Source organism: Myxococcus sp. CA056, assembly GCF_013336715.1.
In the GTDB taxonomy this organism is placed as follows: domain Bacteria; phylum Myxococcota; class Myxococcia; order Myxococcales; family Myxococcaceae; genus Myxococcus; species Myxococcus llanfairpwllgwyngyllgogerychwyrndrobwllllantysiliogogogochensis.
This window is the reverse complement of record NZ_JABUMT010000037.1, coordinates 1-1,420: the sequence shown is the minus strand read 5'-3', so window position 1 is coordinate 1,420 and position 1,420 is coordinate 1. Positions and strand designations below refer to the sequence as shown.

The following is a 1,420-nucleotide window of genomic DNA, read 5'->3' as shown; positions in this document are numbered from 1 at the left end:
TACGACTTGGTCACATCCGTGAGGGCTGCTCAGGCGGCGCTCTGGGGTTGATGGCCCTGTTGCAGAGCGGGCAGGTGCCAATCTGCTGGAGCAGCAGAGGCTGAATCACGCGCCTCACCATTGGCAGCGTCCAGTGCACTCGGCTCCGGGGGGAAAAGCGCCCGACGGAGCGCGAGGAAGCCGTGGGCCACGGCACAGAGAGTGGTGTGGTGATGGAAGCCACGCCACGTGCGCCCTTCGAAGTGGTCAAGGCCGACTTCTCCCTTCAGTTCCTGATAGTCACGCTCGACGCGCCAGCGCAGCTTGGTGAGGCGCACCAACTGCTTGAGAGGGGTGGCGGCCGGCAACGTGGAGAGATGGAATTTGGTGGGGCTCTTCTCATGGCTGAGCCATTCGCTAATCAGCCACTGCTCATCGCCCGGGGCCAGCCCCACCGAGTGTCCATGGGCAATGCGGATGCGCAGGGCTGCGAAGCGGGAGCGCTGCATTCCCTTGGCGCCTTCGCGCCAGTTGACATGCTTCCAGGAGGCTTTGGGCAGCCCTGCGGCAAGTTTCTCGACAGCCACCGGCTTCGCTTCTCCATAACGGTAGCGTGAGCGCACAGGCCCGCTCATTCCCGCGGGCTTCGGGGGAATGGGTGGAGGCTCGAATCCGGGAGGCCAGACCACCGAGTCTCCTCGAATGCCGACGATGTACGGCAGTCCCCGTCGCGTGAGTTCCTCGCGGAACTTGACGTCGTTTCCATATCCGCAGTCCGCGAGGAACAACCGCGGCTTCACTCCCCAGTCCAACGCACGCCCAATCAGCTCCAGGGCGATGTCGTGCTTCGTCTTGAATGCCACGTCCTCTGGCACACCCGCCTTCCGCATGCGCGGGGTGTCGGAAGTCCATTCCGCCGGCAGGTACAGCTGCATTCCGAGACAGCCGCTGCCCTTCTCACCCGCCAGATGCAAGCTGACTGCGACCTGGCAGTTGTCGGTGCGGCCCAACGTGCCTGAGTACTGCCGGGCCACGCCCACGGAGTGCTTGCCCTTTTTCGGAAAGCCCGTGTCATCCAGTACAAGGGCTTCAATTCCAGGCAGGTCCGCCTCCAGCTTCAGTGCCAGTCGGCGTCTGACCTCCTCGTCCGCCCAGGCGCTGCCACTGACGCATTGTTGGAGGCGCTGGCGCATGGCCTCCTTATCGCCAGCCTCCTCCACCAGCCGACCTGCCATCGGGTCGATGCTCTTGCGCTCGCCCTCAAGCAGAAGGCCCTTCACATACCAGTCCATCGCCCGTCGCCGTTCTACCCGGCCCAGGCCCGAGAACATCGACTCAAGGAAGCTCGCCAGCTCTCCCTCCAGTCGCTTCAACTGCTTCGGCGTCATGCAGGGGGAACACTTCGCCCACCCTCACGCATTCTTGAAGTGACCAGGTCGTA

The 1,420-nt window shown here is 63.9% G+C and carries 1 protein-coding gene; it reads right to left on the bottom strand.

Annotated features, from left to right (window positions below):
• Positions 1-29: 29 nt before the first annotated feature.
• Positions 30-1,367: an IS701 family transposase gene (locus tag HUA76_RS44720; protein WP_174458503.1), complete on the bottom strand. Its 1,338-nt coding sequence runs from the start codon at positions 1,365-1,367 to the stop codon at positions 30-32.
• Positions 1,368-1,420: the final 53 nt, after the last annotated feature.

What these genes read in the sequence shown, in the direction of transcription:
- HUA76_RS44720 (WP_174458503.1), bottom strand. Translation starts at nt 1,367, where the DNA reads ATGACGCCGAAGCAGTTGAAGCGACTGGAGGGAGAGCTGGCGAGCTTC.